The sequence below is a fragment of the Tenacibaculum lutimaris genome, assembly GCF_003610735.1.
Lineage (GTDB): Bacteria > Bacteroidota > Bacteroidia > Flavobacteriales > Flavobacteriaceae > Polaribacter > Polaribacter lutimaris.
In genome coordinates this window covers 97,198-122,683 of sequence record NZ_RAQM01000007.1, presented here as the reverse complement: position 1 = coordinate 122,683, position 25,486 = coordinate 97,198, and the positions used below count along the sequence as shown (strand labels likewise).

The following is a 25,486-nucleotide window of genomic DNA, read 5'->3' as shown; positions in this document are numbered from 1 at the left end:
CTTATTTCTTATAAATGTTCTTTAAATACTTTTTACCTCCTTTTTTATCTAAAATTTCTAAATCGTATCTTATCTTTATTTTGGTGCCAATTGGCGCATGGTAATAAATAACCCAAGCATCAGCCTCTTTTGTTCCTATACAACCATTAGAATATGCCTTTCCTAAAGTTATGGGATTAGTTGTTGGATGTATCATTTGACCATTACGCAAACCATTTATCTCGGTTTCAATAAAAGGAATTTGAGGTAACTTAGTTATTTTATTATCATCTCTTCTAGTTGTTAAATATTCAAGATTATTTACTGGATTTACATATCGCGGCTTACGTTCATAATTTATGATAAAACCTTTCCCAATTTTGGTTTTTAAATCCTCAACCCTATCAGACATTTTTAAGTACTTTTTTTCATTTCTCCCTACTCTTACAGGAAAATCATACAATTTTAAAGAATCTTCATATATTCTAAGTTTAAATTCAGGAATATTAATATCTATTCTAGTTTTCTGAAAAGAATCAAGCATCTCTTTTGCGGTTATAGAATCAGGAATAATTATCGATGCTCCTTTTGGCAATACAATCATTTTTTTTTGACTAAAAACAAAAGAGTCTAAAGCTTTCTTTCGATAATAATCGGTATTTTGAAGTGTATCTATTATCCAAGAATTAGTTCGAACTAAAAGATGTTCAGTCAATTTATATGATACTAAAGAATCATACCTTTCAACAATGGAGTCTAAGTACTCAAAGTAGTTTTCTACAATAATATTACGATCAATTTTTACCTTAATAGGTAAAATAGATTGAACCAAAACTTTAGTACTCATCCTTTCTTCCTCTCTTTTTTTTTCGGGGTAGTATTCTTTTAAAACAATCAAAAAGATAAGAACTAAAGCCAATTTAATAATCTTAAGCATTTTCGAGTTTTGTTTGTGTTTACGTATTTTGTAATAAAGATATGTTTATAGTTAGAGATTTTAGATGATAATTATCATTTTTATAGTATAATTTTCATTATTTTTAATAATAATTAATTGATATACATTTAATTACAACATTAAACTCAATTTATGCTACGTTTTAATTTAATGGTTAAGCAGTTGAAATCTTTTTTTATAGAAACTGGTGAGTTAGCTTTTTTTACCGCTCGTTTCTTTAGAGAGGCTTTTAAACGACCTTTTGAGTTTAAGGAGTTAATGTTGCAATGCTATCAAATAGGTTATCGTTCGTTACTATTAGTTAGTATTACTGGTTTTATAATAGGTTTGGTTCTTACTTTGCAAACTCGCCCAACTTTAATGGAATTTGGTGCTGTATCTTGGATGCCTTCTATGGTTGGTATTTCAATTATAAGAGAAATAGGCCCTATCATCACTGCTTTAGTATGTGCAGGAAAAATAGGTTCTGGTATTAGCGCCGAATTAGGTTCTATGCGTGTTACCGAACAAATAGATGCTATGGAAGTTTCTGGCATAAATCCTTTTAAATACTTAGTAGTTACTCGAGTTTTAGCCGTTACTCTCATGCTCCCTTTACTAGTAATTATAGCTGACACTGTTGCTTTGTTTGGGTCTTTTTTAGTTGAAAGCACAAAAGGAGATGTCTCTTTTATTTTGTATTTTAATCAAGTATTTGACGCTATAAAGTTTGGAGACGTAGTTCCAGCTACAATAAAGTCGTTTTTCTTTGGAGCTGCAATAGGAATTATTGGTTGTTTTAAGGGGTATAACTGTAAAAAAGGAACCGCTGGTGTTGGTAAAGCGACAAACACAGCTGTAGTAACTGCTTCTTTATTACTTTTTATTATTGATTTTATAGCTGTTTTTGTAACTGATATCTTTTTTGAATTATGACAAATACCCTTAACAAAAAAGTAGTTCTAGAAATTAAAGACTTATACAAAGCCTTTGGAGATAACCATGTGCTTAATGGGTTTAATATGCAGCTTTATGAAGGCGAAAATTTAGTAGTCATGGGAAAATCAGGGTCTGGAAAATCGGTTATGATTAAATGTTTAGTAGGATTAATGGAAGCTGATAAAGGTATTATTTCAGTGATGCATCATGATATAACTAAACTAGACCAAGAGGCATTAGATATTTTACGCACCGACATAGGTTTTCTATTTCAAGGTAGTGCGCTATATGACTCTATGACTGTCCGTGAAAATTTAGAATTTCCATTGCGAGGCCGTACAAGAAAAAATAAAAAATTAATTGATACTGAAAAACTGGTTATTGAAGCTTTAGACAATGTTGGATTGACACACACAATAGGCATGATGCCTTCTGAATTGTCTGGAGGTATGAAACGACGAATTGCTTTAGCACGAACCCTTATTTTACAGCCAAAAATTATTTTATATGACGAACCTACAAGTGGACTGGATCCTATTACTGCGAAAGAAATTATTATCTTAATGCAAAATATTCAAAAAAAATACAATACCTCGTCACTTATTATTACTCACGATGTTGATTGTGCTCGAGTTATTTCAGATAGAATGATATTACTTATTGATGGCATCGACTATGCTACAGGAACATTTAAAGAATTATCTAACTCTGAAGACCCAAAGATTAAAGCTTTTTTTAAATAGGTATTATGAAAACAACAAACTCACAAAAATTTAGATTGGGACTATTTGTATCTATAGGTACAATTATTTTTGTTTTTGCTATTTACCTCATCGGGCAACGCCAAAGCATGTTTCAAGAAAACTTTACCATCAGCGCTTATTTTCAAAATGTTAACGGATTGCAAAACGGAAATAATGTTCGTTATTCAGGAATAAACATAGGAACTGTAAAAAATATAACTATGATTAATGATTCCACTATAAAAGTAAACATGGTTATTGACAAAAAAATAGCCATTCATATAAAGAAGAATGCTGTTGCTACTATAGGTTCTGACGGGTTAGTAGGAAATATGATTGTAAATATAGTTCCAGGAAAAAAAACAGAAGCATTAATTAAAAATGGAGATGTTATTAGCTCTTATAGTAAAATTGGAACAGATGATATTTTAAACACATTAAGTGTTACTAATGAAAATGCAGCAATACTTACAGCTGATCTTTTAAAAATAACCGACAAACTATTAGAGGGTAAAGGAACTTTAGGTGTTTTACTAAACGACACAATTATGGCAAAAGACATGAAACAGTCTGTTAAAAACCTAAAAAGAATAAGTTACCAAGCATCAAACACTATTAACGAATTAAACCATATAATAACTTCATTAAAAACAGATAACAACACTGTTTTAGGCATGTTAATTAATGATTCTATTTCAGGTAAAAAATTAAAATCTATTGTACATAACATCGATGCTTCAAGTGTGAAAATTGATAGCCTTATAGGAAATATTAATGTTCTAGTTGATGATTTTAACTCTAGTGAAGGAGCTCTTAACTATATTACAAAAGATACCTCTTTGGTTAATAGTCTAAAATCTACACTTAAAAATATAAACGAAGGAACAGAAAAGTTTAATGAAAACATGGAAGCTTTTAAACACAATTTTTTAACTCGAGGGTATTTTAGAAAATTAGAAAAAGAAAAGAAAAAAGCTGAAAAGAATAAATAACTTTCTCTTAACTCTTCTAACAATTTTATTCTTTCTTTTTTGAATCATCTTTTTTGAAACCAATTCTTCTTCTTGATTCTTGGTCTTTTCTTTTTAATTCTGCTTCTAACCTCTTATACCTACTTATATCTTTAATAGTTACAACTACAGCAGCGATATAATTTTCATTATCAATTATAGGTCTTCCACTCAACAATACTCTCCTTATTTCATTCGTCTCTTTATTCATCAGCAACACATCAATATCGTTGGTAATTTTACCTTCTAAAGCTAGTTCAGCTGGTAGGTTTTGAATAGGAAAAATTTTCCCATCATATGAGTTTATCACTTTAAAATGATCAGAAAAGTCAACAGATATTTTTGAATCATCTTCTATACCAAAAAGCTCATTAGCAACCTCGTTAGCCAATATAACCTGCTTATCAGTATTGGCAACTAACACACCATCACTAATATTTTCTATAATCATATTCAATTTTTGCTGATTCTCATACAACTCATTCATTCTTTTTTCATTCTCCTCTTGAAGCAACAAGTCTTTAGTAATATCTCTAGCCACAGCATACAATGTTCCTGTATTCTTATCTGAAGTAGCGTTCCAAGACAACCACTTAATACTTTTATCCTTACAAATCCATCTATTATTAAAACTTACTAAGTTCGCCCCCATTTCTAGCTTTTTAATAGCCTCATTTGTCTTTTCAAGATCTTCAGGAAAAATATAAGTAGCAAACGACTCACTTAAAAGCTCTTCTTTTGTATATCCTAGAAGATTACTTAACGAAGTATTAACTTTTAAAAACTTCTCATTAGATGCTATAACCAGACTATCTGTAGAGATATTAAAAAAGGTATCCGCTTCTTTTTGCGACTCCATAATTGCCTTTCTTTCTGTAATATCTGTAGATATACTTCCAATAGCATATACCCTGTTAGAAGTATCAAATAAGGGAAATTTTACAGACAAATATATATGTGGTCCATCAGGCTGTTCTACTACTTCTTCTATTTGAATTTCTTTTCCAGCTTTTATTGCCTCTAAATCGGCTTCAAGATATCTATCTGCAATTTCTTTTGGCAAAATATCATGGTTCGTTTTTCCTATTAAACTTTCCTCTGATTTACCAAAAATTAATTGGTACTTCTCATTTACTAGTATATACTCACCATTTATTTTTTTTACAGAAATGACATTGGTTGTGTTGTTTATTATTGATTGTAATAATCTTTGATTCCTTAAAAGCTCTTCTTGCGATTTCTCTTTTGCTTTAATCTGTGTTTTTAAAACCAAAAAAACAATTGTTAACATTCCTAAAATGAGAACTATTAACACCAATGAAACCCAATTCAAGAATCTATTAGTAGTATAATCCATTTGTTTCCAATAAATAATACCAAGTACTATAACCATAATACTGTTTATGATATAGCCATACAAGTTTTTTCTTCCCATTGAAGTTCTCATTTACACATGATGTTTAATACACTAATATACTGAAATTTAAAAACATAAAATTGATAATCACCTTTTAAAACACCTCTACCAATATTTTTAAGCATCAAAAAACACTTATAGATTTTTCAAATCACTCAAAAAACCTCTTTTTGAAAACCCCTTTTTAATCAGTACCTTTGTAGCCTTATGATAAAAAAACTTAAAGACAAAAAGAACAAAAGAATTTTCAACTTTAACTTTTTGGTTTTCAGAAATCAATCAGATAAATTCATTCCTCCTTCAAAATAAATCTCCTTTTTTTATCAAGCTAAAAAGAGTTTTCCTTAGCTCTTAAACTGAAAATGTACTTTTAAGAGTATGCTTTCTTCACATTTATTATTACAACAATGAATTTCTCAAAAAAAAGCCTAGTCTTAGTTGCTTTTTCTTTTGTTACAGTTATGTTTTCACAAGAAAAACCTGAGGTTAAAATTGGCGGAGCATTACGATTTAACTACAACCTATCTTCATGGAAAGATGGTCAAAAAAAGCGCGGAGGCGATTTCGGTTTCGACGTCTTCAGAATTAACGCTAAAGCAAAATATAAAGGAATAAAACTAAATGCTGAATACCGCTTTTACTCACAAAGTTTTGGAGGCGGTATGCTTAAACAAGGTTGGTTAGGGTATGACTTTAACGAAAGAGACAATATCCAATTAGGGCTAACGCAAGTGCCTTTTGGTATTACTCAATACAATTCTCATAGTTGGTTTTTTGGTATTAACTACTACTTAGGACTAGAAGACGATCATGATATGGGGGTAAAGTTTACTCATAAAGGAAAAAAATGGGAATACGCCTTAGCTTTTTTTAAAAATGCTGAAGAACTTACTTTTGGAAGCAACTCCGATGTTTCTGATAGCCGATATTCGTACGATGTTGCCTCTATAGACATTGATGGAGATGGTAATCTAGATTTAAGATACAAGGAAACAAATCAATTAAATGGTAAAGTAAATTATCACTTCGGTAATAAAAACATTCAACACCAAATAGGGTTTTCTGCACAATATGGAGGCCTTTATAATTTAGATACTGAAGATACATCTAGCCATCATGCTTTTGCCTTACACTATCAACTAAATGCTAAAAACTTTGATGCTAAAGCTCAAGTTTCTACTTATAAATACAACACTAACAACACTACCTATAGCAATCTTATTGCTTTAACTGCTTACGGAGCTCCTTACCTTACTGCTTCAGAAGCAACAACATATACCTTAGGTGCTGCTTACACTTTTCCTGTGAAATGGAAACCTATTTCTAGCATACAAGTTTATAATGACTTTGGCTATATGGATAAAGCAGCTATAAATTTTGAAGACAGCTTAATGAATGTATTTGGCTTCTTAGTAACTGCCGGCAATGTTTATACTTATGTAGATTTTGCAGCAGGAAAAGATCATCCTTGGTTAGGCCCAGTATGGACAAATGCTTTAGCTAGCGGAACACCTAATGCTGATTGGGACATGAGATTTAACATAAATATCGGATACTATTTTTAATAGAATAAATAGCGCAAAACATTAACACATGAAAAAAGCAAAAAAAATAATTAGAAGTGACGAACGGAAATCAATCTTTGGACTTGAAGTTAACGGACCTGTATTCTTCACATCTTCAATAGTAATAATACTAAGTGTAGCTTTAACTTTACTTTTTAAAGAAAGAGCCCAATCATATTTTGATACAGCTCAAAATTTTATAGCTAACAAAACTGGTTGGTTATTCATTATATCCGTAAACATTTTTGTTACATTTATGCTTTATTTAGCTTTTAGTAAATACGGAAGTTTACGTATAGGTGGAGCAAAAGCAAAACCTGAATTTTCAACGACTTCTTGGTTTTCAATGCTCTTTAGTGCTGGTATGGGTATTGGACTACTTTTTTGGAGTATTGCTGAACCTGTTTATCATTTTTCTTCTCCCCCATTAGCCGATCCTAATACTGCAGCCGCCGCCAAAGAAGCCATGAATGTTACTTTTTTACACTGGGGATTGCATGCTTGGGGAATTTATGCTTTGGTTGGTTTATCTTTAGCTTATTTTACATACTCCAGAGGGCTTCCATTAACAATTCGTTCTGTATTCTATCCTTTCTTAGGAGATAGAATTCATGGTAGAATTGGTGATATTATAGACATTTTTGCTGTTTTAGCTACTGTTTTTGGGTTAGCAACCTCTCTTGGGCTTGGTGTTAAGCAAGTTGCTGCTGGTTTAGAACATGTTTTTGGTTTAGATTCAGGTATTTCATTACAAATATGGCTAATTGTCGGAATTACATTAATTGCCACTATTTCCGTAGTTTCAGGAGTTGATAAGGGAGTAAAATTTTTAAGTGAAATGAACATGCGTATTGCTGTACTTTTATTACTCGCTGTAGTAATTTTAGGACCTACTATTTTTATCTTAAAATCATTTGTACAAAACACAGGTAGCTATGTTAACGATTTAATTAATCTTTCTACTTGGGCTGAAGCCTATACTGGAACGGAATGGCAAAACTCATGGACTATTTTCTATTGGGGATGGTGGATTGCTTGGTCTCCTTTTGTAGGTATGTTCATCGCACGTGTTTCAAAAGGAAGAACTATTAGAGAATTTATTTTAGGAGTATTAATTGTTCCTACATTAATTACGCTGTTTTGGATTACTGCTTTTGGAGCAACCTCGTTACACGAAATTTTAGGTGGAGATACTACAATTGCCGATGGTGTAAATGATAATGTTGCTACCGCTCTTTTTGTTTTCTTAGAAGACTTCCCTTTTTCAATGGCTTTAAATATTGTTGCTATTATACTTATTGCTAGTTTCTTTGTTACCTCATCAGATTCTGGTTCTTTAGTGGTTGATAGCTTAACTTCAGGTGGAAAAATAGACGCTCCTGTAGGACAAAGAATATTTTGGGCACTTGCAGAAGGTGCTGTAGCTGCCGTTTTATTATTAGGAGGAGGTTTAAAAGCACTCCAAACAGCTTCTATTGCCACAGGTCTTCCTTTTACCTTACTTTTGTTATTAATGTGTTACTCTCTTTTTAAAGGATTAAAAGAAGACTATAAAGAACATTTAAAACGTTTAAACCAAAAAGAGAAGGAAGAATACCAGGAAACTGTGAAAAGATTAATAGATTCAAAAAAACAAAAAGCTTAAATTATGAAGATAAAAAACATACTTGTAGCCTTAGATTTATCTGAATTAGACATCACGCTAATTAAATATTGTAGCATGCTGGCTAAAAATTACGGAACAGAAAACGTATATTTTATTCATAATGTAAAAAAATATGAAATAAGCAACTTGTTTTCTGAACAGCTGGAAAACATTAACATTGAAGAAATTATAGAAGAAGAGCTTGAAAACAGCATAGGTAAATATTTTAATACTGATTGCAACTATGAGCTATTAGTTTCAGACGATGCTTATACTGAAAGTTTAATTAGCTACGTTGCTAATAAATACCACACTAATTTAATTATTGTAGGTAACAAAAATACATATAAAGGATCTGGTTCGGTTTCAGGAAAGTTATTACGCATGGCAAAATGTAACGTGCTTTTAATTCCTAAAGAAGCAAACCTAAACCCTGAAAATCTTATGGTAGCTACTGATTTTTCATCAGCCTCACTAAAAGCATTTCATACTGCTTCAGACATGAGTTCAAAACAAAAATCTACTTTAAAAGCACTTAATGTTTTTAAAATACCTCAGTTATTTTTTCCTTACATAAAAATTGATAAAGCTCGAGAAAAAGTAGAAAAACACGTTGATCAACAATTTGAAAAATTACTTCAAAAAACAAAAAATCAACAAATTGAAACTCTAAAAGCGTCTGCTGGTGAAGATAGTATTCCTGAAAAAATTAGAGCTATTGCCGAAAAAAACAAAACAGATATTTTATTTGTTGCCGATAAAGGACACAATAACTTTACTTCTCTTTTAGTAGGAAGTGTTACTGAAGAGTTATTTACACAAGATTTACATGTACCTTTATGGGTAGTTAAACGTTATATTACCTCATAAAATAAAAAGTGGAGCTAGTAACTAGCTCCGCTTTTATTACTCAATTCTTTTTTTGTCTGATTTGGCAATCTCTTTTACAGTATTAAAAAGAGTTTCTTTTAACTTACGATACCCTTCTAAAAACTCACTTACTTCAATAATTAATCTTTTGTGTTCATTTTTGTACACCTCTTCCTCTATAACTTGATCTACTCCATCTACCATTATCTCTAAACCTCTTTCATGAGCCTCTACAAGCTTGATTAACTCGTCTGTTTTTTTTCTAGAAAACCCTAAGTCTTCAACTATTTTAGTTGTTTTCTTAAACTGATCAGGAGCTATTAATTCAAAAATATATTTTCGAATTAAATCTTCAAAAAAGAGTTGTTCATCTTTCAAAAAAGAAAGTTCAGACAGCCATTGTTTTGAAGTTGAATGCATATCTTCTGCACTCAACCACTCAACATATTTTAAATGTGTGTTTGTTGTTTTCATTGAGCTAGCTTTTACGATTAAACATTTCGTTTTATATCATTAACTCTTTTATAGCATGTAATTTTGGAATACAAACATTCCAATTTTTCTCTTTTTGTATTTTCACCCTAAAAGCATCTAAAGCGGTTTGTTCTCCGTGTATAAGAAATACTTCTTCAGGTATATTTTTTATCTCACTTAACCAATCTAACAAATCATTCTGATCTGCATGAGCAGATAAACTTTCTATACTTTTAACTCTTGCCTTTACAGGAAAATATCGTCCAAAAAACTTTACTTCATGACATCCTTCTTGTAATTGCCTACCTCTAGTTCCTTCTGCTTGATACCCAACCAACAAAATCGTTGTAGTAGGATCATCAATCATCTGTTGTAAGTAAGTTAAAACCCTACCACCAGTTACCATACCGCTTCCTGCTATTATTATCTTAGACCTAGGGTTATCAATTGTTTCCCAAGTTTCTCTATACGATTCTACAATATTAACGTGGTTACACATCGCTGCATATTCATCCATTGGTAATTTATGCCATTGCGGATATCGTTTAAAAACCTCTAAAACATTATTTCCCATAGGACTATCTACAAAAATGGGAATGTTTGGAATTCTATTTTTCTTATACAGCTTCCATAAAACATACATTAACATTTGCAAACGTTCAACGGCAAAACTAGGAATAATTAAATTTCCTTTCTGTACAATGGTTTCTTTAATTACTTCTGATAAAATTTCTTCTAAATCTTCTGTGGGATGCAGTTTATGACCATACGTACTTTCTAAAAAAAGATAATCTGCCCACTCAGGTTTTTTTGGTTTTTCTAACAAATAATCATTCACTCTTCCTACATCTCCAGAAAACACAAATCGCTTTTTATCAATATCTAATTCTATAAAAGTTGCTCCTATAATATGTCCGTTATATTGAAATCTATATGATATTTTATCTGAAAAAGGAATCCATTCTCCCTCCTCTACAGCTTCAAATAAGGTTATTGTTTTTTCAGCTTCAACAATTGTATAAAAAGGAAGTACAGGATTGTGTTTGCTATAATGTTCTACAGCTGCTTTTTCTGCTTCTTCTTCGTGAATTTTTGCACTATCTTTTAAAATAATCCCTGCAATTGCTAAAGTAGGAGCTGTTCCAATAATTTTTCCTCTAAATCCTTGTCTATATAATCTTGGTAAAAAACCCACATGGTCTAAATGTCCATGCGTTAATAGCACTATATCGATTTGATCTACATCTATAGGAAGCTCTTTCCAATTTAACTCTCTAAGCTCTTTGAGTCCTTGAAACATACCGCAATCAATCAAAATTTTCTTACTGTATGCTTCAAGCAAAAATTTAGATCCTGTAACTGTACCTGCTGCTCCTAAAAAATGAACTTTAGCAAAATTAAGCATCATTACTTGTTTTAAGCGTTACACAATTGTTGTATTTCTGCAAGAATTCTTTTCTTTCTAGTATCTGAAACCCCTAAATGATCTAAATAAAAGCTGTCTTTTATCAACTCTCTACACAACACCACATCTCTATTTAATAAAAACTGCTTTTCTCTTTTTGTAAGCAAAGTTGAAACTGTGATAGGGTATAGCCCTAAACGATCAATTATATCTTTTAAACTATTTTCTACAGGATAATCCCAACTTAACAAGTATAACCCTGCACAGTTACCATACTGAGTTGCATCTTTTGTAAACCGTGTGTTCGTTACAACCCAACCTTGAGTTAAGGTTGTATCGTGTTTTTTAAAAGTATTCCAATGATTTTTTACATCGCGATAACGAGAATGAACATATAAAGGAACCTTAACGTTACAAACAAGACCTTGCTCACTATGAAATTTACACTCTATAACAGTGGTTTCATTATTTTTATGCGCAACAACATCTACTTCGTGTTGTACACATTCACCTTGTAAAATTTCTCCTACCGCCACCTTATAACCTGAGTACTTTAAAATCGCTCCTATAAAATGTTCAAAAGGAAAACCTGTAGGCCCTAACTCATATATTGCTTTCTTTAACTTATACTTAGAAGCAAACACGTTCTTTTTTTTCTTTAACAAAGCAAAAGCTCTATTATAAATTTCTTTTGTGGTTATTCCTTCATACAATTCATCTTGAACGGTTTCTAAAATATACGCTACCAATTCATCATCGGCACCTGTTCGTTTTAGAGATTTTTTCAACTTAGTTACCGAAAACTGTACTACGTCTCCAGAACTCTTTACTATTGAAATTTTATCAGAACTAGTTCTCATCTTTAAAGAAATCTCTAATCAATGCTTTTACTTGGTTGTCTGTCATACTATCAACTCTCTTCACCGTTTTAACTTTAGCATCTAATTCTTTATGCGAACTTTCTAACTCTTTTTTAAATTTCTCAAAAGTTTCTGCTGGACCAAAAATAGCTAGAGAATCAGCATTATCAACTTCAGCAGCAAGCTCACTAAAGTATTTTTTTGTTTGATGCTTTTCTCTTTCCAAATACTTACTATCTTGAACTACATCTTGTGGTCCTCCTTTAAATCGAGTTCCTGAACCTCCATGAATACGAAATGTTTCTATATTAGATTCTATTGTTTTCATATCCTCTGTTCCATTTTCAATAGTTACAACAAAAGCCTTCTCTTTGTCTAACCAAACACCTACATTTTTCATCGTTTTCGTTTTAATTTCTTAGATCATGTAATACTAATACAGGTACTTTTAACTTGTACCCTATTTCTTTTACTAAAGGCTTTGAGAATATAGTATCAAAAAACGCGTGCTTTTTGTTTACAAAAGCCACCATATCACTATCTCTACTTTCAACAAAACACTTTATTGCTGTAGATACAGTAACACAAGACAATGTGTGAAAAGAATGTTTTACTCCTTCAAAGTATTCTTTTAACGTCTCTTTGTGCTCTTCTTGATTCTCATCTATATCGCCATTATTAGTAATATGCAACACTCTTAAAGAAGCGTTACAAGCGCTAACTATATCTATTAAATAATTTAATTCTCTTTTTTTATAATGAGTTCTATAACTCGTAGGAAAAACAATTTCTTTTGGTATTTGCTTCTTAGCTTGTTTTGGCACTACTAAAACAGGACAATTACGAATCTTCTCCATCACCTGTATTGCATTACTTCCAAATACAGAACTATTATCGCTAGTTAGTCCTTTCGTAGCCATTATAACCATTTCTATATCTTTCTGCTCCACTATTTCCTCGACTGCATTCAATAAAGATTTATTTTTTTGTGATATATAATCAAACTCATGAAAAGGATTCCCTTCTTCTTTTGATGCTATTAAGTTTGATACTCTATTAAGTCCTTCTAACGACTTTTTCTTTGGTTCATCATAACCTTTCTCTCCAGGTTTTGGAGGAACCAAGTCTTCTATTAAATTATATGTTGTTTTAAAAACATTTAACACATAAAAACTACACCTTTCTGCCCTAAAAAGCTCCAAAGCATACACAATTGCATTATATGACGCTTCTGAAAAATCGGTTAGTAGTAAAATCTTTTTTCTCATTTTAGGTCAGAATTCAGTTTAAAAAGGCACAATTCCATAAGCTTCATTTAACAAGAACAGCCCTAAAAAAAATAGTAAGACATATAATGCCTGTATAAACTTTAAATTGGTTTGTTTTAATAAGCTAATGGTTTGCTTAGGAAAAGTAAATAGAATAATTCCTTTAATTAAGGCTAACCAACCAAATAAAGTTACTAACAACTTAATGTTTGGCTCCCAAATATTATGAGCTAACACATTAAGTAACCCTATAATAATTGCAAAAAGCGAAAGAATAATTAAAAATCGGGCATCTTTTAAATTATCTACTATTTGTTTTACCCTTTTTGGGTTAAAACTCAATACAAAAAAGAAAATGATACAATACCAGCCCCAAAATTTTAATAAAAAAACCGATATATCCATAACTCGTAGTTTTATACATTCTCTCAAAGATACGAATATAACTCGTTGATTCCCATGATATTTATCATAAAACAAAAAACCTCATAGAGATCTATAAGGTTTTTTGTTTACGTTGTTCTATTAAAAACTTTGGATTTTCCTGAAACTCTTTCCACAAAAGCATTAGCTCGTTAAAAAGAGACATTTCTTTTACTTGATTTCCATATTGAACAATCATATACGATAATAAATTATAACATGCGGTATATTCACCACAAGCAATAACATTATCTAACATATTTTCTGCTTTATCTTTTTTGGTAAACCATAAAGTTGTTCCAAAAGAAGTACTCTTTCTAGAGTTTTCAATAATAGCAGGACTTATTTCTCCTGTAAATTCAGCTATTTCTTTCCAGTTCTTCTTATTTTCTGGTCTATTTCTTTGATTTCCTAAAACATCTTCACATCGCAATTCATACACGGTAGACGTAACAGTTTTATTGGGAAATGTACTATAAATAGCATTAGCATGTTGCCTTCTATCATTTTTAAGAAAAACCACACTTGCCATACGCATCAAAGATTTTGCTCTGTTTAATACATAAAACCCTACTCTTCTTGGCGGTAAGTATAATTTTTGATCTATACCTGTTTCCTTTTGCATTAATCTAGACAGCGAAAAAAACAAAAAATGAATACAAACTAAAAATGCAAGTATAACTACACTAATTGTATACAACACCCACCACTTTTGCATTCCGAAAAACACCGTAGTTAGTAATATAAATAATAATGTAAAAGCGCTTGAAATATAAGAAACGTACTTATTAAACCTTGAATCTGACGCAAACTTAAACCCTTCACCTGGGTAAGGTGAAGAAACATCACACAAAAAGTACATATCGTGTTCTTCGCCTTTTTCTCCATTTGCTTCCGACACAAACACAGAAGCTCCTTGATTGTCCACAATTCCTCCATCCATCAAACCTATTTCTTCTAAAGCGTCATGTTTAGAACTAAAATCGTACGGAAAACCCATAGGTTCAAATCCACCCGGAAAAGCAGTTGAAGCTGCAATCACATCTCCTAACTTAATATCGTCAATAACATCTTTATACTTCTTATGTACTTTCCCATTTCCAAACCTTTTTCTATTTCCTTTTATATTTTGAAATCTAAACTGATGTGTACTATCAAAATCCGTAGCATTAAAAATGACTCTTTTTAAATGCGTTTCTCCTTCATTAATAGCATCTTGAACCTCCCCTAAAGTTCTATGATTTGTAAATTTATTATACTCAATAGCAAAGGCGTTAATCGGGTTTTTTCTTTTATGTTTATTTTCTAGTTGATTCCATATTAAAGGAGATCTTAAATGATCAAGCGCATTACCTGCTAACTCATCTTTGTGCAACCATTGATAATACTCTTCAAAAAATGTTTGAAAATCTTTTCCTTCTAATTGAGATTGTGAATATTTAACTCCCGTAATTGTTCCTCCAGAAACAGTAGAAATTGCTTTTACATTTTCTAGTAACCCAACTTTTTCTAACAAAGACAATGTTCCTAAAGAAAAACAAGCAGCTCGATATCCACCTCCTGAAAAACACAAGGCAATAGATTTGAATAATTCCATTTCTTAACGCAATTTTTATGTAGTTTTTTAAGCTAACTCTACTCTCTTAATCCGTAAAGTCTAGCAACATACTTTCCTATAACATCAAACTCTAAGTTTACTTTGCTACCAACTTTAAAATTTTTAAACGTAGTATGCTCAAAGGTATAAGGAATAATTGCCACACTAAATTCATCTTTTTTAGAATTTACAACCGTTAAGCTCACTCCGTTAATTGTAATAGAACCTTTTTCAATCGTTACATTACTTCCATCAAAGTTATATGAAAATGTAAACACTGTGCTTCCATCAGCATCTTCTATACTTTTACAAACACCTGTTCCATCTACATGCCCTTGAACGATATGACCATCTAAACGAGCACCTAATTTCATAGCTCTTTCAAGATTTACTTCTTCACCTACTTGTAAATCACCTATATTGGTTTTATCTAGAGTTTCTTTTATTGCTGTAACGGTATATTCATCATTATTAATTGCTACTACTGTTAAACAAACTCCATTATGAGCCACACTTTGATCTATTTTTAACTCGTTGGTAATTGTACTTTGAATTGTAAGGTGTAAATTTTCTTTTTCACGCTCTATTCCTTTAACCGTTCCAAGAGTTTCTATTATTCCGGTAAACATTCTATAAAAATTTAGTTACTTTTGTTAGCATCAAAAATACAACTTTACCTACGAAAGTAAACTATGGATAAAGCAAACAAAATTATTGTTGGAATTTCAGTTGGAGACATCAACGGAATTGGTATCGAAATTATTTTAAAAACTTTTGAAGACAAACGAATGTTAGATTTCTGTACCCCTGTGTTGTTTGCTTCAAACAAACTGATTTCATACCACAAAAAAGCGTTGAATCTTAATAATAGTATCCATGGAATTACTTCAATAGATAAATTAGTTCACGGAAAAGTCAATTTATTGAATGTTTGGAAAGAGGAGGCTAAAATTGATTTAGGTAAAATTACTGAAGAAGGTGGTAAATATGCTTTAAAATCTTTGCAAGGAGCAGTAGCTGCTTTAAAGAAGAATCAAGTTGATGTCTTACTTACCGCTCCTATTAGTAAAGAAAATATTCAATCGGAAGAATTTAACTTTCCAGGTCATACAGAATACTTGGAAGAGAACATAGACGGAAAAAGTTTGATGATTTTAATGACAGATGAATTGCGTATTGGTTTAATAACAGGACATATTCCTGTTTCAAAAGTAGCCGAAACCATTACTCCTGAACTTATTAAATCGAAGGTTGAAATCATGTATAATTCATTAAAGCAAGATTTCAACATCAACAAACCTAAAATTGCCATTTTGGGATTAAATCCTCATTGTGGAGATAACGGAATTATAGGTACTGAAGACGATGAAATCATTCGCCCAACGATTGCAGAAATTAAAGAAACTAGTAAATTAGTTTTTGGTCCATATGCAGCTGATGGTTTCTTTGGTTCTAAAACTTACGAACAATTTGATGGTGTTTTAGCAATGTATCACGATCAAGGTTTGGCACCTTTCAAAGCTTTATCGTTTGGAAATGGTGTAAATTTTACCGCAGGTTTAGCTAAGGTAAGAACTTCACCAGATCACGGAACAGGATTTGATATTGCAGGTAAAAATAAAGCAAATGAAACGTCGTTTAAAGAAGCTTTATTTACCTCATTACAAATATTTAAGAACCGAAAAGAGTACCAAGAACTCACTAAAAATGCTTTAAACGTAAAATAGTGCATTTTTTTTACACAAAACATAAAAATAAAAACATTTTTTATATCTTTGCACGCTCAAATTGATAGTTGTAGATGAAAGACTTAAAACAATTCAACATACCTTTTGTAGGTTTAAAAGAAGGAAGTCATTTATTTGAATATCAAATTGACAAAACGTTCTTTGAAGCTTTTCAGTTTGATGAATTTAATGACGTAAACATTAAAGCTGATATCACCTTTGTAAAAAAAAGCACTTTATTTGAGCTTAACTTTACTGTAAATGGAACCGTTAATGTTCCTTGTGATGTCACTAATGAATTATTTGACCTACCTATTAATGGTAGTTTAGATTTAGTTGTTAAATTTGGACCTGAGTTTAATGACGAGCACGATGAAATTTTGATCCTTCCACACGAAGCATATCAAATAAATGTTGCACAATATATATATGAATTAATTGTGTTATCGGTTCCTACCAAAAGAGTACACCCAAGTGTAACTGATGGTTCAATGCAGTCAGATGCTTTAAGGAGATTAGAAGAATTAAGAATAAACGAAGAGAAAACTGTTGAAGAAGACTCAACAGACCCAAGATGGGATAAATTAAAGGATTTACTAACAGATAAATAAGACATAAAATGGCACATCCAAAGAGAAAAATATCTAAAACTAGAAGAGACAAAAGAAGAACTCACTATAAAGCTTCTGTTCCTCAAATAGCTGTTGATCCTACAACTGGAGAAGCTCATTTATACCACAGAGCTCACTGGCATGAAGGAAAACTTTATTACAGAGGTCAAGTAGTATTAGAAAGCGCTACTGCTGAGGCTTAAAAACTAGTTTAAAAAATTAAAAAACCCTCTATTTTGAGGGTTTTTTTATGTTTTTACATTAAAAAATGTATTTTTTGATGTTTTTTTCCACAAAAAAGTGAAATAATTTTCATTACTTTGAAAACTCGTTTTACTACAAAACAAACAACTATGACTAAAATAACTGCAGCTATATCGGCGGTAGGAAAATATATTCCCGAATACGCTCTAACCAACAAAGAGCTTGAAACTATGGTAGACACCAACGATGAGTGGATTACCAGTAGAACAGGAATTAAAGAACGAAGAATTTTAAAAGGTGAAGGCCTTGGAACTTCTTACATGGCTATTAAAGCAGCCGAAGATTTACTACAAAAATCAAACACAAACCCTGAAGAAATAGACATGGTAATCGTAGCAACCGCTACACCAGATATGCCTGTAGCTTCTACAGCAGCGTATACTGCTTCTAAAATTGGAGCAGTTAATGCTTTTTCATATGATTTACAAGCTGCTTGTTCTAGTTTCTTATATGGTATGTCTACTGCTGCTAAGTATATTGAAAGTGGTCGATACAAAAAGGTATTATTAATTGGTGCTGATAAAATGTCATCAATTATTGATTATACTGATAGAGCTACTTGTATAATTTTTGGTGACGGTGCAGGTGCTGTTTTATTCGAACCAAATGATGATGGTTTAGGATTACAAGATGAATACTTAAGAAGTGACGGTATTGGTCGTGAATTCTTAAAAATTGATGCAGGTGGATCAATCTTACCTCCATCAGAAGAAACCATAAAAAATAAACAACACTTTGTTCACCAAGAAGGTAGAACTGTGTTTAAGTTTGCCGTATCAAACATGGCAGATGTTTCTGAAAAAATGTTAACCAGAAACAACTTAACAAAAGAAGACATTCAGTGGTTAGTTCCACATCAAGCTAATAAAAGAATCATCGAAGCTACTGCTAATAGAGTTGGCTTAGAAGATGATAAAGTAATGATGAATATTCACAAGTACGGAAATACTACTTCTGCTACTTTACCGTTATTACTTGCCGACTATGAAAAAGAGTTGAAAAAAGGAGATAATTTAATTTTTGCCGCATTTGGTGGTGGTTTCACTTGGGGAGCTATCTATTTAAAATGGGCATATAACTCATAAACTAAACAACTAAAATTTAGGAAAATGGACATTAAAGAAATTCAAAGTCTTATAAAATTTGTAGCAAAGTCAGGTGCAAGTGAAGTAAAACTAGAAATGGAAGATATTAAAATCACCATTAAAACTGGAGGCGAAGCTGCTGAAACTACTATTATTCAAGCTGCTGCTCCTATGACTCAAGCTCCTCAAATGATGGCTCAAGCTCCTGTTGCTCAACCAGCAGCACCAGCTGCAGCTGCAGCTGCTCCTGCTAACACTGAAGACGACTCAAAATATGTAACTATAAAATCACCTATCATTGGTACTTTCTATAGAAAGCCTTCTCCAGACAAGCCTAATTTTGCCGAAGTAGGAACTGAAGTAAAAGTTGGTGATACTGTTTGTATTATTGAAGCAATGAAATTATTTAACGAAATTGAATCAGAAGTATCTGGTAAAATCGTAAAAGTATTAGTGGATGATTCTTCTCCTGTAGAATTTGATCAACCATTATTCTTAGTAGACCCATCATAATTTTTGGTTTAGAAGTTTTAAGTTTAGAAGTTTAGTTATGCACTAAACTCTTAAACAGCTAAACCCAATAAACTCATAAACTAAAAGACATGTTTAAAAAGATATTAATTGCCAATAGAGGCGAAATCGCGCTACGTGTAATTAGAACCTGTAAAGAGATGGGTATTAAAACAGTAGCTGTTTACTCTAAAGCAGATGCTGAAAGCTTACACGTACGATTTGCTGACGAAGCGGTTTGTATTGGACCTGCACCAAGTAGCGAATCATACCTAAAAATGGATCGTATCATTGCTGCTGCTGAAATTACAAACGCAGACGGAATCCACCCTGGATACGGTTTCTTAGCTGAAAATGCTAAGTTTTCAAGATTATGTGAAGAACATGATATTAAGTTCATCGGGGCTTCTCCTGAAATGATTGACCGTATGGGAGATAAAGCAAATGCTAAAGCTACCATGAAAGCTGCTGGTGTACCTTGTGTACCAGGTAGTGACGGTGTTATCACCACTTTTGAAGAGTGTGAGAAAATCGCTGTAGAAACAGGATACCCTGTAATGTTAAAAGCTTCTGCTGGAGGTGGAGGTAAAGGAATGCGTGCTGTTTGGAAAGCTGAAGATTTAAGAGATGCTTGGGATTCTGCAAGACAAGAATCAAAAGCCGCTTTTGGAAACGACGATATGTATATGGAGAAGTTAATTGAAGAGCCTCGCCATATCGAAATTCAAGTAGTTGGTGATGCTTACGGTAAAGCTTGTCACTTATCTGAAAGAGATTGTTCAGTACAACGTCGTCACCAAAAATTAACTGAAGAAACTCCTTCTCCATTCATGACAGAAGAATTACGTGATGCTATGGGAGCCGCTGCTGTTAAAGCTGCTGAGTACATTAAATATGAAGGCGCTGGTACTGTTGAGTTCTTAGTAGATAAACACCGTAATTTCTATTTTATGGAAATGAATACACGTATTCAGGTTGAGCACCCTATTACTGAAGAAGTTGTTGATTACGATTTAATTCGTGAGCAAATTTTAGTTGCAGCTGGTGTGCCAATTTCTGGTAAAAACTACAAGCCACAATTACACTCAATTGAATGTAGAATTAATGCAGAAGATCCTTATAATGGATTTAGACCTGCTCCAGGAAAAATAACCTCTTATCATGCGCCAGGTGGTCATGGTGTTCGTATCGATACTCACGTATATGCTGGGTATATGATTCCACCAAATTACGATTCAATGATTTCTAAGTTAATTGTTACTGCACAAACTCGTGAAGAAGCGATTAACAAAATGAAACGTGCATTAGATGAGTATGTTATTGAAGGCGTAAAAACAACTATTCCTTTCCACAGACAATTAATGGATCATCCAGATTATGTAGCTGGTAATTATACCACTAAGTTCATGGAAGATTTTGAAATGGAAAAATAACATATTACAACATAGAATAAAAAATCAGTGAGTAACTTCACTGATTTTTTTATTTCATAAATTCGCATAATGAATTTTTTATACAATTTACTTCTTGCCATAGTATCTATCTTACTTCCATTTGTAGCTTTATTCAACAAAAAAATAAAGCTGTTTTATGAAGGGAGAAAAGATACTTTTTCTAAACTCAACAGTATTTCCAAAACCGATAAAGTAATTTGGTTTCATGCTGCTTCTTTAGGTGAGTTTGAGCAAGGTAGACCTATTATTGAAGAATTAAAACAACACTATTCAGATTATAAAATTGTAGTAACCTTTTTTTCTCCTTCGGGATATGAGATAAGAAAAAATTATCCACTAGCTGATGTCATATGCTATTTACCTTTAGACACTAAATCGAACGTTAAAAAATTCATCAAACTAGTGCATCCTGACATGGCTATTATGATTAAATATGAGTTTTGGCCTAACCTCCTTTCTGAATTAAAAAAGCATGATGTTCCTACAATTTTAATTTCAGGAATTTTTAGAAAAAAACAATCCTTCTTTAAGTGGTATGGAGGTTTTATGCGTGAAAAATTGACGGCGTTTAATCACTTTTTTGTGCAAAACGAAACATCTAAAAAACTATTAAATTATATTGATTTTCACAATGTAACTATTGCTGGTGACACTCGATTTGATCGTGTATACGATATTTTACAACAAGACAACTCTTTAGATTTTATTTCTGAGTTTAAAAACAGTCAGTATACCGTAATTGCTGGAAGCACTTGGAAAGAAGATGAAGAATTGATTATCAATTACATTAATAATAACGCTACTGATGACGAAAAGTTTATTATTGCTCCACACAACATCAACCAAAAACAGATTAAAGAACTACAGAGCTTAATCAATAAGAAAACGATTCTTTTTTCTGAAAAAGAAGGAAAACAACTATCCAATTATCAAGTTTTTATAATTGACACAATTGGGTTGCTTACCAAAATTTACTCTTATGCTGATGTAGCTTACGTAGGTGGTGGACTTGCTACTGGTTTACATAATATTTTAGAACCAGCGACATATGGTGTCCCTGTTATTTTTGGTGGTAATAAATACAAAAAATTTCAAGAAGCTATCGACTTACTTGAATTAAAAGGAGCTAAAACAGTTGTAAATACTAACGAATTTTCTAGTAATTTTGTTTCGTTAAAATCAGGCAAAAAACTAAGAGAGCAAATGGGAAGTGTTAACCACAGTTACATCAAAAATAATGTGGGAGCTACAAAAATCATTGTCACTTATTTAAAAAACATATTATAATGGATTTTATATTACAACCATGGCCTTGGTATGTATCTGGCCCATTTATTTCAATAATACTTTTCTTGTTTTTTTACTTCGGAAAAAATTTTGGGGTATCAACGAACTTAGAAACTATGTGTACCATGGCTGGTGCAGGCAAAATCTCTGATTATTTTAAAAAAGACTGGAAAGAACGTGATTGGGCTATTGTCTTTTTAGTTGGTTTGTTAATTGGAGGCTATATCGCTATTAATTATTTATCTGCTACACCAGGAATTGATTTAAACCCTACCACCGTTAACGAATTAGCGGAACTAGGTTTTGCTGATGCTGGAAAAGCGTATGTTCCAAGCGAAATTTATAGTATAGAAAACATGTTGACCTTAAAAGGTTTCGCAATTTTATTGGTTGCCGGAATTTTAATTGGTTTTGGAACGCGTTATGCTGATGGCTGTACTTCTGGGCATGCTATTACAGGATTGAGTAGTTTTCAATTACCTTCTTTAATTGCTGTAATTGGTTTTTTTGTGGGTGGTTTAATTATGATTTGGGTACTATTTCCTTTAATATTTGGTTAAGATGAAGAATTTGAAATTTTTAGTTATAGGTATAGTTTTCGGAATTATTTTGTCTAAATCTGAAGCGGTTTCTTGGTATCGTATTTACGAAATGTTCAAATTTCAATCATTTCACATGTATGGAATTATTGGTTCTGCTGTAACTATTTCTGCTGTATTTATGTATTTCTTTAAAAGTGGAAAAATTAAAGACTATTTAGGTAATCAAATTAATATTAAAGAAAAGAAAAAAGGCTTTATTAGAACTTTAGTTGGAGGAACTCTTTTTGGCTTAGGTTGGGCGCTAGCAGGAGCGTGTCCTGCTCCTGTTTTTGTTTTAATTGGACACGGAATACTCCCAATGGTTATTGTACTTTTAGGAGCCCTTTTAGGCACTTTTATTTACGGGTTATTAAGTAAGAAATTACCTCATTAATCTTTTAGCAATAACGAGTCAAACACCCTTGAATTGGTATTATCTACCACTTTCCAATTGTAAATTTTAGAGAGCTGGTAAATTTTAGACAATTCTTCAAATAAACGTGTTTTAGCATCTTTTTGTAGTCGAGATACTGTAATTGTCGATTGAATCTTTTCAATAGCTTTAGCATTCAGCTTATTTAGTTCTTGCTTAGAAAAGGTATTGAACTGGCTCTGCTGTAAATCGAAATATTTAATATCGGGAGAAATAAGAATTTCTTCTTCAGGAATTTTATTGATGATAATTTGTTTACCAACACTATCTATTTGAATTTCTAATTTCGATAAATCATACCCTACTTCAACCTTAGCATTTACTGAGAGCATTGCTTTCTTTTCAAAGGTAACGTATCCATAGAAATACTTTTTTGCATCGGTAAAGCTATACATTTCAGAAAAATTTCCTTCTGAAACCACTAACTTGCTCAAGTTTTGAATTCCGTTTAAAACAACTTGAATTTCTTCTTGTTCATACTTTTCCTCTTTCTTTTCATACCAAAATTTTGCAATTAAAAATCCTAGTATAAAAACAGCAAGGTATTTTAGTAAACGCATCGTTTTCTTTTTCTATAAATATAAAAAAAGTATGTGAGAATTATGAAAGCTTCTTAGTTTCTTCTTCCTCTTTGGGAAATGCTTGTTTATTAAATATAAACAATAACGCAACACCAATGGTTATCCAAGAATCTGCTCCGTTAAAAATAGCATTGAAAAACGTGAAGCTTTCCCCTTCATAAATTGGGAAATACAACATGTCAACTACCTTTCCATGAAACAATTCTCCGTAAGGATTATCAGAAAAAAGTGTGGCTACATTATGATATGAAGTATCGAAAATTATTCCGTAAAAAACAGAGTCGATAATATTACCTACCGCTCCGGCTAAAATTAACGAAATAGCTATAATTACTGCTGTATGCGATTTTTTCTTAATAGTTTGCCATAACCAATATACAATACCTGTAACTGCAACAACTCTAAATAATGTTAAAAATAGCTTTCCAGCTTTACCTCCGAATTCAAAGCCCCAAGCCATACCGTTATTTTCGGTAAAATGGATTCTGAACCAATCGTCAAAAACAACAATTTCTTCTCCTAATTGAAAATGTGTTTTGATATATATTTTACTTATTTGGTCAATTAAAATTGCCAAAACTACGGTAAGTATTGCGATGTGTTTTTTAGACATTATTTCAAATTAATGGAAACAAAAATAAGAAAACTATTCTTATGTTTTTTACAGTTAAATTTCAGAAAAACACACCTAATTTTCTTTCATCATATTGTTCTCTTTTTATTGATTGAAAGTAATGTATTTTTATCAGGTTTTCTTAATTTTTACAGTAATATTAGCGTGAATAGAATTTACAGTAAATGATTTTAAGGAAGGCGGATACTTTTCTTGAAATGGAGAAACTTTCTTTTTGTCATTAACTAAAATTACTCCTTTAGTTGTAGTAAGGCTTAAATCCGTTTTAAATGTATTAGCAAATACATTCCCTTGAAAAAGATATACTTTACTATTTCCTAAAATAGTATTCATTTTTACATTCCCTCTTTCAATATACACATCTAAATCTCCTAAATAGCTTTTTGAGGTTACTCCAATCGTTTTACCATGAACTGTGATATGTTTATTTTTTGGAACTTTTATCACTACACGAGCTCTTTCAAGTCTTCTGGTAATATACTTTCTAAAAACTTCATCTTGTAGTAGAGGAATATTTAGCTCAAAACTTACTTTTAAAATTTCTCCTTTCTCTTTAAAAAGAATGTTATGTGTATGCGGATTTTCATCAAATAGAATTACCTCTAACTCATTATTTTCAGAATCCTCTATGACAATATCATCCAGTCCGTAAGTAAGAACTTCCAATTCATGTGCTGTCATGCTTCTTCTCTGCACTACTTTTTCTTGACTAAAAAGAAGTTGACTACTGACTAGAAATAATAAGAATGTATATTTTTTCATACAAAAAAAGCCTCTAAAAGAGGCTTTATCTATTTTTTTACGGTTTATTGCTTTCGTTTTGCTTCAATACTTAAGGTAGCATGAGGCACTAACTTTAAACGTTCTTTCTGAATTAATTTACCTGTAACTCTACAAATACCGTACGTTTTATTTTCAATACGAACTAAGGCATTCTTTAAATCACGAATAAACTTTTCTTGACGAATAGCTAGCTGCATATTTGCTTCTTTAGCCATCGTATCCGATCCTTCTTCAAACGACTTAAATTGTGGTGAAGTATCATCGGTACCGTTATCAGATCCGTTTTTATAAGAAGCTTGTAATAATTTTAAGTCTTCTTCTGCTTTTTCAATTTTCTTTAAGATGATTTCTTTAAATTCTTGTAAATCACTATCTGAATATCTTATTTTAACATCATCCATAAT

At 31.7% G+C, this 25,486-nt stretch carries 29 protein-coding genes; 15 read left to right on the top strand and 14 right to left on the bottom strand.

The window, feature by feature from the left end; all coding sequences use genetic code 11:
* Nucleotide 1: 1 nt before the first annotated feature.
* Nucleotides 2–916 carry a L,D-transpeptidase gene (locus C8N26_RS04165; RefSeq protein ID WP_120186196.1) on the bottom strand — a complete coding sequence of 305 codons (915 nt, stop codon included), beginning with the start codon at nt 914–916 and terminating at the stop codon, nt 2–4.
* Nucleotides 917–1,069: 153 nt separating this feature from the next.
* Here C8N26_RS04165 and C8N26_RS04160 point away from each other — a divergent pair, with 153 nt between their 5' ends.
* The 3 genes from C8N26_RS04160 to C8N26_RS04150 are packed head-to-tail and all read left to right on the top strand — an operon-like array spanning nt 1,070 to nt 3,590.
* A complete protein-coding gene (locus tag C8N26_RS04160) occupies nt 1,070–1,852 on the top strand; it encodes an MlaE family ABC transporter permease (RefSeq protein ID WP_237270769.1) in 783 nt (260 codons plus the stop codon).
* Nucleotides 1,849–2,598, top strand: coding sequence for an ABC transporter ATP-binding protein (locus C8N26_RS04155; RefSeq protein ID WP_120186195.1), 750 nt, complete (start codon nt 1,849–1,851; stop codon nt 2,596–2,598). Before C8N26_RS04160 ends, C8N26_RS04155 begins: the two co-directional genes overlap by 4 nt.
* 5 nt (nt 2,599–2,603) lie before the next feature.
* Entirely contained in the window at nt 2,604–3,590 is a 987-nt protein-coding gene (locus C8N26_RS04150; RefSeq protein WP_120186194.1) for an MlaD family protein, read from the top strand.
* A 25-nt stretch (nt 3,591–3,615) separates the two neighbouring features.
* Here the strand turns inward: C8N26_RS04150 and C8N26_RS04145 are convergent, their stop codons facing one another.
* Entirely contained in the window at nt 3,616–5,055 is a 1,440-nt protein-coding gene (locus C8N26_RS04145) for a PAS domain-containing protein (protein ID WP_120186193.1), read from the bottom strand.
* Nucleotides 5,056–5,432: 377 nt separating this feature from the next.
* Here C8N26_RS04145 and C8N26_RS04140 point away from each other — a divergent pair, with 377 nt between their 5' ends.
* Genes C8N26_RS04140 through C8N26_RS04130 form a run of 3 tightly spaced genes read left to right on the top strand, consistent with a single transcriptional unit; the run spans nt 5,433 to nt 9,105 of the window.
* Nucleotides 5,433–6,590 (top strand): hypothetical protein, encoded by a 1,158-nt coding sequence (locus tag C8N26_RS04140; protein ID WP_120186192.1) that lies wholly within the window; start codon nt 5,433–5,435, stop codon nt 6,588–6,590.
* Between the two features lie 28 nt (nt 6,591–6,618).
* Complete coding sequence (locus C8N26_RS04135; RefSeq protein ID WP_120186191.1) at nt 6,619–8,235, top strand: BCCT family transporter; 1,617 nt, start codon at nt 6,619–6,621, stop codon at nt 8,233–8,235.
* Nucleotides 8,236–8,238: 3 nt separating this feature from the next.
* On the top strand, nt 8,239–9,105 hold the full coding sequence (locus C8N26_RS04130) for a universal stress protein (RefSeq protein ID WP_120186190.1): 867 nt from the start codon (nt 8,239–8,241) through the stop codon (nt 9,103–9,105).
* 36 nt (nt 9,106–9,141) lie between these two features.
* Here C8N26_RS04130 and C8N26_RS04125 read toward each other — a convergent pair whose 3' ends face one another.
* The 8 genes from C8N26_RS04125 to C8N26_RS04090 form a co-directional block, all read right to left on the bottom strand.
* Entirely contained in the window at nt 9,142–9,579 is a 438-nt protein-coding gene (locus C8N26_RS04125) for a hypothetical protein (RefSeq protein ID WP_120186189.1), read from the bottom strand.
* A gap of 31 nt (nt 9,580–9,610) precedes the next feature.
* A complete protein-coding gene (locus C8N26_RS04120; protein WP_120186188.1) occupies nt 9,611–10,984 on the bottom strand; it encodes an MBL fold metallo-hydrolase RNA specificity domain-containing protein in 1,374 nt (457 codons plus the stop codon).
* 11 nt (nt 10,985–10,995) lie between these two features.
* Complete coding sequence (locus tag C8N26_RS04115) at nt 10,996–11,844, bottom strand: restriction endonuclease (RefSeq protein ID WP_120186187.1); 849 nt, start codon at nt 11,842–11,844, stop codon at nt 10,996–10,998.
* Entirely contained in the window at nt 11,834–12,244 is a 411-nt protein-coding gene (locus C8N26_RS04110) for a hypothetical protein (RefSeq protein ID WP_120186186.1), read from the bottom strand. The genes C8N26_RS04115 and C8N26_RS04110 overlap by 11 nt, the downstream gene beginning before the upstream one ends.
* A gap of 10 nt (nt 12,245–12,254) precedes the next feature.
* Complete coding sequence (locus C8N26_RS04105) at nt 12,255–13,112, bottom strand: universal stress protein (protein WP_120186185.1); 858 nt, start codon at nt 13,110–13,112, stop codon at nt 12,255–12,257.
* Nucleotides 13,113–13,130: 18 nt separating this feature from the next.
* On the bottom strand, nt 13,131–13,517 hold the full coding sequence (locus tag C8N26_RS04100) for a hypothetical protein (RefSeq protein WP_028892223.1): 387 nt from the start codon (nt 13,515–13,517) through the stop codon (nt 13,131–13,133).
* Between the two features lie 91 nt (nt 13,518–13,608).
* Entirely contained in the window at nt 13,609–15,132 is a 1,524-nt protein-coding gene (locus C8N26_RS04095; protein WP_051435887.1) for a patatin-like phospholipase family protein, read from the bottom strand.
* Between the two features lie 38 nt (nt 15,133–15,170).
* Nucleotides 15,171–15,761: a riboflavin synthase gene (locus tag C8N26_RS04090; protein ID WP_120186184.1), complete on the bottom strand. Its 591-nt coding sequence runs from the start codon at nt 15,759–15,761 to the stop codon at nt 15,171–15,173.
* A 63-nt stretch (nt 15,762–15,824) separates the two neighbouring features.
* Between C8N26_RS04090 and pdxA the strand changes: the two genes are divergently transcribed.
* The 9 genes from pdxA (at nt 15,825) to C8N26_RS04045 (ending at nt 23,045) form a co-directional block, all read left to right on the top strand.
* A complete protein-coding gene (gene pdxA, locus C8N26_RS04085) occupies nt 15,825–16,859 on the top strand; it encodes a 4-hydroxythreonine-4-phosphate dehydrogenase PdxA (protein WP_120186183.1) in 1,035 nt (344 codons plus the stop codon).
* Nucleotides 16,860–16,933: 74 nt separating this feature from the next.
* Complete coding sequence (locus C8N26_RS04080) at nt 16,934–17,470, top strand: YceD family protein (protein ID WP_120186182.1); 537 nt, start codon at nt 16,934–16,936, stop codon at nt 17,468–17,470.
* A gap of 8 nt (nt 17,471–17,478) precedes the next feature.
* Nucleotides 17,479–17,673: a 50S ribosomal protein L32 gene (rpmF, locus tag C8N26_RS04075; protein WP_028892219.1), complete on the top strand. Its 195-nt coding sequence runs from the start codon at nt 17,479–17,481 to the stop codon at nt 17,671–17,673.
* Nucleotides 17,674–17,823: 150 nt separating this feature from the next.
* Nucleotides 17,824–18,819, top strand: coding sequence for a beta-ketoacyl-ACP synthase III (locus C8N26_RS04070; protein ID WP_120186181.1), 996 nt, complete (start codon nt 17,824–17,826; stop codon nt 18,817–18,819).
* Between the two features lie 24 nt (nt 18,820–18,843).
* On the top strand, nt 18,844–19,332 hold the full coding sequence (gene accB / locus C8N26_RS04065) for an acetyl-CoA carboxylase biotin carboxyl carrier protein (protein ID WP_120186180.1): 489 nt from the start codon (nt 18,844–18,846) through the stop codon (nt 19,330–19,332).
* Nucleotides 19,333–19,421: 89 nt separating this feature from the next.
* Entirely contained in the window at nt 19,422–20,762 is a 1,341-nt protein-coding gene (accC, locus tag C8N26_RS04060; protein WP_028892216.1) for an acetyl-CoA carboxylase biotin carboxylase subunit, read from the top strand.
* Between the two features lie 69 nt (nt 20,763–20,831).
* Nucleotides 20,832–22,070 (top strand): 3-deoxy-D-manno-octulosonic acid transferase, encoded by a 1,239-nt coding sequence (locus C8N26_RS04055; RefSeq protein ID WP_120186179.1) that lies wholly within the window; start codon nt 20,832–20,834, stop codon nt 22,068–22,070.
* A complete protein-coding gene (locus C8N26_RS04050) occupies nt 22,070–22,630 on the top strand; it encodes a YeeE/YedE family protein (RefSeq protein WP_120186178.1) in 561 nt (186 codons plus the stop codon). The genes C8N26_RS04055 and C8N26_RS04050 overlap by 1 nt, the downstream gene beginning before the upstream one ends.
* Before the next feature lies 1 nt (nt 22,631).
* On the top strand, nt 22,632–23,045 hold the full coding sequence (locus tag C8N26_RS04045) for a DUF6691 family protein (protein ID WP_120186177.1): 414 nt from the start codon (nt 22,632–22,634) through the stop codon (nt 23,043–23,045).
* Here the strand turns inward: C8N26_RS04045 and C8N26_RS04040 are convergent.
* From C8N26_RS04040 to C8N26_RS04025, 4 genes are all read right to left on the bottom strand, one after another.
* Nucleotides 23,042–23,644 carry a DUF4230 domain-containing protein gene (locus C8N26_RS04040; RefSeq protein ID WP_120186176.1) on the bottom strand — a complete coding sequence of 201 codons (603 nt, stop codon included), beginning with the start codon at nt 23,642–23,644 and terminating at the stop codon, nt 23,042–23,044. The two genes, C8N26_RS04045 and C8N26_RS04040, sit on opposite strands and share 4 nt — an antisense overlap.
* A gap of 40 nt (nt 23,645–23,684) precedes the next feature.
* A complete protein-coding gene (locus C8N26_RS04035) occupies nt 23,685–24,278 on the bottom strand; it encodes a lipoprotein signal peptidase (protein ID WP_120186175.1) in 594 nt (197 codons plus the stop codon).
* Between the two features lie 132 nt (nt 24,279–24,410).
* Nucleotides 24,411–25,061 carry a hypothetical protein gene (locus C8N26_RS04030; RefSeq protein WP_147418480.1) on the bottom strand — a complete coding sequence of 217 codons (651 nt, stop codon included), beginning with the start codon at nt 25,059–25,061 and terminating at the stop codon, nt 24,411–24,413.
* Between the two features lie 44 nt (nt 25,062–25,105).
* Entirely contained in the window at nt 25,106–25,483 is a 378-nt protein-coding gene (locus C8N26_RS04025) for a TraR/DksA family transcriptional regulator (protein ID WP_028892210.1), read from the bottom strand.
* Nucleotides 25,484–25,486: the final 3 nt, after the last annotated feature.